Consider the following 7,587-nt stretch of genomic DNA (forward strand, 5'->3'; position numbering starts at 1 on the left):
AGCCCGCGTATGACAACCGAATTAGCTGAGACGGTATCGCACGCGACGATCCCCGGCATTGACGGCGCCGCCGGTCCGGGCAAATTTGCCCGGGCAGAGGAATTCGCCGTCGTGGAAGCCAAGTTCCAGATCTTCCTGATCCTGCTCGCGGTACTGGCGGGCACCGCGCTATTGGCGCGGCGGACCCATGTCGCGCCGGCGATCCTGTTGCTGCTCGCCGGCACGGCCCTCGCCTTCGTGCCGGGCATGCCGTCGCTGGAATTGCCGCCGGAGCTGGTGCTGCTGGTGGTGCTGCCGCCCTTGATCTATTCGGCCAGTGTCGCCATGAGCTGGCGCGAGTTCAAATTCAATCTGCGCCCGATCATCCTGGGGGCGGTCGGCGCCGTGATCTTCACGGCGTTCACGGTCGCCGCCGCGACCCATTATCTGATCGGACTGCCCTGGAGCATCGGCTTCCTGCTGGGAGCCATCGTCGCGCCACCGGACGCGGTGGCGCCGCTGGCGATCGTGCGCAGGCTCGGACTACCGCGCCGCATCCTGGTCGTGCTGGAGGGTGAGGGACTGGCGAACGACGCCACCGCGCTGATTCTCTATCGCTTCGCCCTCGCCGCGATTTTCACCGGCGCGTTTTCGCTGTCGAAGGCTACCGGCGAGTTCCTCGTCATCATCGGCGGCGAGATGGCGTTCGGCGCGGCGGTGGGCTGGCTCTCGTTGCGGGCGCGGCATTACGCGCGGGATCCGCAGATCGAGATCACGCTGTCGCTGATTACGCCCTATGTCGCCTATTGGCTGCCTGCGCATTTCGGCGGCTCCGGCGTGATCGCAACCGTGGCCTGCGGGCTCTATATGAGCTGGAACGGGCCGCTGTTGATTTCAGCGGCGACGCGGCTGCAGGGCATCTTCTTCTGGGATCTGGTGATCTACCTGATTGGGGGCTTGCTGTTTCTCTTGACCGGATTCCAGATGCGCCTGCTGCTGGAGAAATCCAAGGCGTTTCCGCTGCACGACATCCTGCTGGCGACCGCATTGGTCGTCGTCATGATCGTGGTGGCACGCTTCGCCTGGATGTTTCCCGCGATCTATTTGCCGCGGCTGATCAAGCGCGTGCGCGAAACCGATCCGGCGCCGCCATGGCAATGGCCGTTCGTGCTCGCCTTCACCGGCGTGCGCGGCGCGGTGTCGCTGGCCGCGGCGCTCGCGGTCCCCTTCGCGCTGCCCGGCGGCGAGGGCTTTCCGTACCGCGACCTGATCCTGTTCGTCACCTTCGGCGTCATCTTCATCACGCTGGTGGGCTTTGGGCTGGCGCTGCCGCCGGTGGTGCGCTGGCTCGGCCTCACCGACGCCGGGCGCGCCGAGCATGTGGCGGCGCATGAATCGGAGATCGCGGCGCGCCGCGAGGCGCTCGATGCGGCGCTCAGATCGCTCGACGCCATCACCGACCGCGGCGAATTGTCGGATGAAGTGATCAAACAGCTGCGCGCCCGGCACGAGACCCGCGTCAGCCAGCTGCCGGCCTCGCTCGATCCCGACGACTATGACGTCTCGGTGACGGGGGCGAAACTGACGCGGGAATTGATCGCGGCGGAGCGGAAATTCATCCACGTGCTGCTGCGCGACGGCAGGATTACCGACGAAATCCGGCGTCGGATCGAACGCGACCTCGACCTCGAGGAGGCAAGCCTCGCCAACAGGGAATATCGCAAGGGGCCGCTGTAAACGTTACCCGTCATTCCGGGATGGTGCGCAAGCACCAGACCCGGAATGACAGGGATGCAAACAGCCTCGAACTCTGCTAGTCTTCACACATGACACGACAAGGACTCGAAATCTTGCTGGAGCGCGTCGCCACCTGGCCTGAAGAAGCTCAGGAGGAATTCGTCAGGTCGGTTGCGACCATCGAAAACAAGCATCTTGGTGCCTATCGCCTGAATGATGCCGAGCGAGAAGCTGTGCGTCGAGGCCTGATCGAGATGCGCGAGGGCAAACTAGCGAGCGATAGCGCGGTCGCAGCGGTATTCAATCGCTACCGTGCATGAAGATTCGTTGGTCTGAGACAGCGCTTGCCGAAATCGAAAATATTTTCGCGTATATTTACGAACATAACCGCTCCGCCGCCGTTGCTGTCGTGGAGCGGATCGAGGGCTGGCGACGTTGCTCGAGGAGTTTCCGCTCATTGGACACATCACGGATGAAGCCGAGGTTCGAGTTTTATCCGTTGTGCGCTATCCATTTCTGATCTTCTACGCAATCGACGCCGCCAATGATGAGATAGTTATTCTGCACGTGCGGCACACCGCCCAGGAACGCCCGTAGCGGCTCCCGCCGCAAGGATTTGGCCGCCAACTACTCCGCCGCCGCGGTCCGCGGCCGCCCGACATATCCCGTCTCGTCGCCGAAGCGTTCGAACATCACTGCGGGCAGATCTTTCTCCCGATGCGTCACCCAGCCGCCGGAGCGCACGGTGTAGCGATCCTGATGCTTCAGGTGCGGCGGCGCCTGGCCGTGCTGCAGCGCGCGGGCTGCGTCCATCACCAGCTTGCGGAAATGCAGGATACCCAGATCGGTGGGTCCGAGATGCTCGCGGGTGCGGTCGGCGATCGGGCGCTGGCTGTCCTGCACCGCGGCGTCCTGTTCGGACACGCCCTTGATGCCGGTGTAGCTCCTGGTCTTCTGCAGCTTGCGGTCGATCAGATAGTCGTTTCTCTTGTTGCGCAGCGGGATGTAATTCTCGTCGACCACCGACATCACGCCATTGCCACGGGCGTAGCCGTCGCGCTCGGCTTGCGTCAGCGGACGCTCCGGATTCCAGGCATAGGTGTAGATCCAGCAATTGGTGTCGGTGACGGGCACGAAACTCTGACCAAAGATATTTTCGCCGGGCATCGAGCTCGGCGCATAGGCGTGCACCGGCATCAGGTATTGGGCGATGCGCCAGTAGATATTGTCGCCGCCGGTGAGCCTTCCGCCCGCGACCACGAGCCCCGCGTCATGGGGCGTGACCTTGATCACCGGCCGCGGGTCTTCCGCGATCCAGCGCATGTGGTCGGTCGCGACCCGAACAAGCGGATTGACGAAATGCTTCTTGATGTCGAGGATTTCGTTCTCTTCCTTTTCGAAGGAAAGATGCGCGAAGGTGAAATGCGCGGTGTCGATCGAGCCTTCCGCCGCCTGCACCCAGTTGCAGTCCTGCCATTTCTTGGTGACGTAGCGGTGCGAGGCCGGCACCAGCGCCATCTCCAGCGCGGGCAGATCGGGGATTTCGCCGGATGGTCCCATATAGGCCCAGACCATATCGCCCCATTCGCGCACCGGATAGGATTTGATGCGGATCAGGTCTTTGGCATTGAGGTCGGGATAGGAGGTCGGCATATCGACGCAGCGGCCGTCGGTGTCGAATTTCCAGCCATGATAGACGCAGCGGATGCCGCATTCCTCGTTGCGGCCGAGCCAGAGATTGGCGCCGCGATGCGGGCAATACTGGTCGATGACGCCGACAACGCCTCGGCTATCGCGGAAGGCGAGCAATTCCTCGCCCATCACCACGATCTTCTTCGGCGGCCCGTCGGCCTCCGGCAATTCCTCCGACAACAGCACCGGCAGCCAGAAGCGGCGCAGCAAGTCGCCCATCGGCGTGCCCTCGCCGCTTTCGGTCAGGAATTTGTTGTCTTCGGCGCGGAGCATGGCGCGACCTCCGGGGTTTTGTTTGGCTTTCGCCAAATTTGGCTCAATTCGCAGGGTGGGTTAGCCGAAGGCGTAACCCACCAATTATCGCGATGTCGCGCAGATGGTGGGTTACGCTTCGCTAACCCACCCTACGCAATCACTTACACGGGCCGTTCGCCCTTCACCGTCACGCGTGTACCTGCGCGGGTGTGCGGCCAGTAGTCCCATAGCGCGCGGTGCTGGGCGCAGCGGTTGTCCCAGAATGCGATCGCGTTCTCGCTCCAGCGGAAGCGGCACTGGAACAGCGGATTTTCCATGTGCTGGTAGAGATATCTGAGGATCGCACTGCTCTCGTCGCCGGGGATGCCGATGATATGACGGGTAAAGCCGCCATTGACGTAGAGCGCCTTCTTGCCGGTCACCGGATGGGTGCGCACCACCGGATGCTCGGCGCGCGGATAGGCCGGCCGGTCGGCGACGCCGTAATTGGCGTAGAGCCCGCGATAGATCGGCTCGCCGTCATGCAGCGCGGTGAGACCCTCGAGATAGGCCTTCATGCGATCCGAGAGCGCTTCATAGGCCGCATACATGTTGGCGAACAGCGTGTCGCCGCCGCTCGGCGGGCACTGCTTGATGTGGAGGATCGAGCCCATCGGCGGCTCGACGTCGCAGGACACGTCCGTATGCCAGCCCTCGCCGTTGACGCGCGGCGAATCCTTGTCGGCGTAGATCTTCATCAGCGCCGGATCGTCGCCCTCATGCGGCGCGGCCGGATGGATGTGCAATTCCCCGAACTTGCGGCCGAAGGCGAGATGCTGTTCTGGCGTGATGCGCTGGTCGCGGAAGAAGATCACGAGATTTTCGGCCAAGGCGCGGTGGATATCGTCGATCTGGCGGTTGGAGCGCGATTCGTCGGAAACCAATTTGCCGATATCGACGCCGGAGATCTCCGCGCCGATGATCGGCGTGAGTTTTTCGACGCCGATGGTTTCGTAGGGCTCTGCGTCGCCGCCGGTATGGCGATAGCGCGGGCCTTGTTTGCTGGCGAGCGAAGACATGGCTTCCTCCGGTGAGTTTTTGATTTGCCACCATCGTAGCTAGCGTGGAGCGAAGCGCAATCTGGACGCTCTGCCCCACGGCTCTGGATTTCGCTGATTCATTGGGGCTTGATTCTTGTACGCTACTGTGACACAGTGTGTGTGTTTATGGGAGGTGATCATGGGAAAGTATGAGCCCCTCGGAGTGTTTTTGCGTGAGCAGCGAGCCCACGAGGTGCCGCTGACATTTCACGAGATCGAGAAGATTACGGGTGTCAAGCTGCCGCCGAAGGCGCAGCACCATCGCGCCTGGTGGAGTAACAATGCTTCCAATAACGTGATGACAAAGGTCTGGCTCGATGCCGGCTTCGAGAGCGCGCAGGTCGACATGAGCGCGCGCAAGCTGGTGTTTCGCCGGGTCGCGAAGGGCAGTGAAGCGAACGGCGGCATCGCGGAGTCCGTCCCGAAGCCATACGCCACCAGGGACGGCCGCCACCCGCTACGTGGTGCGCTGAAGGACATCACCTTCGTGCCTCCGGGCGTCGACCTCACCGAGCCTGCCGATCCCGAGTGGGCTGATCTGCTGGACAAGAAATACGGACCGGAAACGCGGTGATCCGATCGATGTCCCCGCTCCTGCTCGATACGAATGCGGCGATCTGGCTGTCGCGCGACGAACTGAAGGCATCGGCGTCTGAAAAGCTCGACGAAGCCGCCCGCGTGGGCGTTGCGACCTATCTCTCGCCAATTACGGCGTGGGAGGTCGGACTTCTCGTCTCGCGCAACCGCTTGAGCCTCGGCACGACACCGCAGCGCTGGTTCGCCCGTATCCTCGCAATGCCGAACGTGCATCTGGCCGAATTGTCGCCCGACATCCTGATCGACTCGTCATTCCTGCCGGGCAGGCCGCCGCGCGATCCTGCCGACCGCATCCTGCTGGCGACCGCGCGCGATCTCGGCGCAACGCTGGTGACGCGGGATCTCCTGATGTTGAAATACGGAGAGGAAGGACAAGTCAGCACCATCGCCTGCTGAGATGCGCAGCCTACTCCGCCGCCGTCACCGTATCCGCGGGAACAGCCGCGCCCGCGCCATAGCGCTGGTCGATGTAGTCGATCACCATCGCCTTGAATTCGGTGGCGATGTTGGGGCCGCGCAGGGTGCGGAATTTCTTGCCGTCGACGAACACCGGCGCCGCCGGGGTTTCGCCAGTGCCGGGCAGCGAGATGCCGATGTCGGCATGCTTGGATTCGCCGGGGCCGTTGACGATGCAGCCCATGATCGCGACGTTCAATGATTCCACGCCGGGGTAGCGCGTCTTCCACGCCGGCATCTCGTCGCGGATGAAATCCTGGATCGAGCGCGCCAGCTCCTGGAAGGTGGTCGAGGTGGTGCGGCCGCAACCCGGGCAGGCCGCGACCAGCGGCACGAAGGTGCGGAAGCCCATGGTCTGCAGCAGTTCCTGCGCGACCTGCACCTCGAGGGTACGATCGCCGCCCGGCTCCGGCGTCAGCGAAATCCGGATGGTGTCGCCGATGCCGTCCTGCAACAGGATGCCGAGCGCGGCGGAAGAAGCGACGATGCCCTTCGATCCCATGCCGGCTTCGGTGAGGCCGAGATGGATCGCATAGTCCGAACGGCGCGCCAGCTCCTGATAGACCGCGATCAAGTCCTGCACGGCGGAGACTTTCGCCGACAGGATCATCTTGTTCTTGGGCATGCCAAGTTCTTGCGCGCGAGCGGCCGACAACAGCGCCGACTGCACCATCGCCTCGCGCGTCACCGCGCGCGCATCCTTCGGATTGGCGGACGCCGTATTCTCGTCCATCAGTTTGGTCAGCAGTTCCTGATCGAGCGAGCCCCAATTGGCGCCGATCCGCACCGGCTTGTTGTTCTTGTTCGCGATCTCGATGATGTCGGCGAACTGGGTGTCGCGCTTGTTCTTGAAGCCGACATTGCCCGGATCGATGCGGTATTTGTCGAGCGCTTCGGCGCAGGCCGGATACTCGGCCAGGAGCTTGTGGCCGATATAATGGAAGTCGCCGATCAAAGGCGTGGTGATGCCGCGCTTGCGCAAGCCATCGCGGATGTGCGGCACCGCGGCCGCGGCCTCGTCGCGGTCGACCGTGATCCGCACCAGTTCGGAGCCGGCGCGGGCAAGGGCTGCGACCTGCTCTACCGTGCCCGCGACATCGGCGGTGTCGGTGTTGGTCATCGACTGCACCACAATCGGCGCGCCACCGCCGACGGCGACATTGCCGACCATGACTTGGGTAGTTTTATGCCGGGCACTGGGGCCGGCGACGTCGTTCTGAGGGGGTTTTTCGGGTTTGTTCATGGCGTCTCGAATATCAGGTTTTGATGACATTCACCAAGGGGCCGGTGGCAAAGCTGATGGCTTCGACCCGATGGGAAGGTTTATCTTGTCAGTTCAATGGCTTATCCAAGCCGTCACGATCCGAAGCTGGGTTTAAGGCCGCGTTGTTCTGACCTGTATATCGGGCTGGAACCGGCGGATTAAAGGGCAGGCCTTGACCGGCGATTGCCTTTTCACGGTCTATCGCGCGCCGTAGCATTGCGCCAAACACATGGGGAGGCGACGCAGATGCCAGTGCGCGACGGGATTATTACGTCAACGGAACTCGCGGCCATCCTCGATCATTCCGATCTCCGGCTATTCGATTGTACGACCTATCTCGAATATCAACCCGAAGGCAGCGACATTCCCTACATCGCCGTGCCCGGGCGGCACACCTTTGAGGCCGCACATATCCCGGGCGCGGACTTTCTGGATTTGCAGGGCGAATTTTCAGATCAAAATACCGGGCTTCATTTCATGATGCCCGCGGTCGCGCAGCTTGAGGCCGCGTTCGGCCGGCATGGCGTC

Annotated in this window: 8 protein-coding genes and 1 pseudogene; 6 read left to right on the top strand and 3 right to left on the bottom strand. The window is 62.8% G+C overall.

Going from position 1 to position 7,587, the window contains the following annotated elements:
- Positions 1-111: 111 nt before the first annotated feature.
- From VK804_RS20780 to VK804_RS20790, 3 genes are all read left to right on the top strand, one after another.
- On the top strand, positions 112-1,716 hold the full coding sequence (locus VK804_RS20780) for a Na+/H+ antiporter (protein WP_325373719.1): 1,605 nt from the start codon (positions 112-114) through the stop codon (positions 1,714-1,716).
- Positions 1,717-1,829: 113 nt separating this feature from the next.
- Positions 1,830-2,036, top strand: coding sequence for a hypothetical protein (locus VK804_RS20785; RefSeq protein ID WP_325373704.1), 207 nt, complete (start codon positions 1,830-1,832; stop codon positions 2,034-2,036).
- Between the two features lie 115 nt (positions 2,037-2,151).
- A complete protein-coding gene (locus tag VK804_RS20790) occupies positions 2,152-2,313 on the top strand; it encodes a type II toxin-antitoxin system RelE/ParE family toxin (protein WP_325373705.1) in 162 nt (53 codons plus the stop codon).
- Positions 2,314-2,343: 30 nt separating this feature from the next.
- Here the strand turns inward: VK804_RS20790 and VK804_RS20795 are convergent, their stop codons facing one another.
- Positions 2,344-3,681, bottom strand: a complete 1,338-nt coding sequence (locus tag VK804_RS20795) for a Rieske 2Fe-2S domain-containing protein (protein WP_325373706.1) — start codon at positions 3,679-3,681, stop codon at positions 2,344-2,346.
- Positions 3,682-3,824: 143 nt separating this feature from the next.
- Positions 3,825-4,721 carry a TauD/TfdA dioxygenase family protein gene (locus tag VK804_RS20800; protein ID WP_325373707.1) on the bottom strand — a complete coding sequence of 299 codons (897 nt, stop codon included), beginning with the start codon at positions 4,719-4,721 and terminating at the stop codon, positions 3,825-3,827.
- A gap of 160 nt (positions 4,722-4,881) precedes the next feature.
- On the opposite strand from VK804_RS20800, the gene VK804_RS20805 reads away from it, so the two are divergent.
- Together VK804_RS20805 and VK804_RS20810 are read left to right on the top strand one after the other, a co-directional pair.
- On the top strand, positions 4,882-5,316 hold the full coding sequence (locus VK804_RS20805; RefSeq protein WP_325373709.1) for a DUF7662 domain-containing protein: 435 nt from the start codon (positions 4,882-4,884) through the stop codon (positions 5,314-5,316).
- Between the two features lie 8 nt (positions 5,317-5,324).
- A complete protein-coding gene (locus tag VK804_RS20810) occupies positions 5,325-5,735 on the top strand; it encodes a type II toxin-antitoxin system VapC family toxin (RefSeq protein ID WP_325373711.1) in 411 nt (136 codons plus the stop codon).
- A gap of 10 nt (positions 5,736-5,745) precedes the next feature.
- Here the strand turns inward: VK804_RS20810 and ispG are convergent, their stop codons facing one another.
- Complete coding sequence (ispG, locus tag VK804_RS20815) at positions 5,746-7,038, bottom strand: flavodoxin-dependent (E)-4-hydroxy-3-methylbut-2-enyl-diphosphate synthase (protein ID WP_325373713.1); 1,293 nt, start codon at positions 7,036-7,038, stop codon at positions 5,746-5,748.
- Positions 7,039-7,305: 267 nt separating this feature from the next.
- Here ispG and VK804_RS20820 point away from each other — a divergent pair.
- Positions 7,306-7,587: pseudogene (locus VK804_RS20820) on the top strand (sulfurtransferase); the annotation flags it as partial.

Source organism: Bradyrhizobium sp. (genome assembly GCF_035484855.1).
GTDB lineage: Bacteria > Pseudomonadota > Alphaproteobacteria > Rhizobiales > Xanthobacteraceae > Bradyrhizobium.

What these genes read in the sequence shown, in the direction of transcription:
- VK804_RS20805 (WP_325373709.1), top strand. Translation starts at nt 4,882, where the DNA reads ATGGGAAAGTATGAGCCCCTCGGAGTGTTTTTGCGTGAGCAGCGAGCC.
- VK804_RS20800 (WP_325373707.1), bottom strand. Translation starts at nt 4,721, where the DNA reads ATGTCTTCGCTCGCCAGCAAACAAGGCCCGCGCTATCGCCATACCGGC.
- ispG (WP_325373713.1), bottom strand. Translation starts at nt 7,038, where the DNA reads ATGAACAAACCCGAAAAACCCCCTCAGAACGACGTCGCCGGCCCCAGT.
- VK804_RS20795 (WP_325373706.1), bottom strand. Translation starts at nt 3,681, where the DNA reads ATGCTCCGCGCCGAAGACAACAAATTCCTGACCGAAAGCGGCGAGGGC.
- VK804_RS20810 (WP_325373711.1), top strand. Translation starts at nt 5,325, where the DNA reads ATGTCCCCGCTCCTGCTCGATACGAATGCGGCGATCTGGCTGTCGCGC.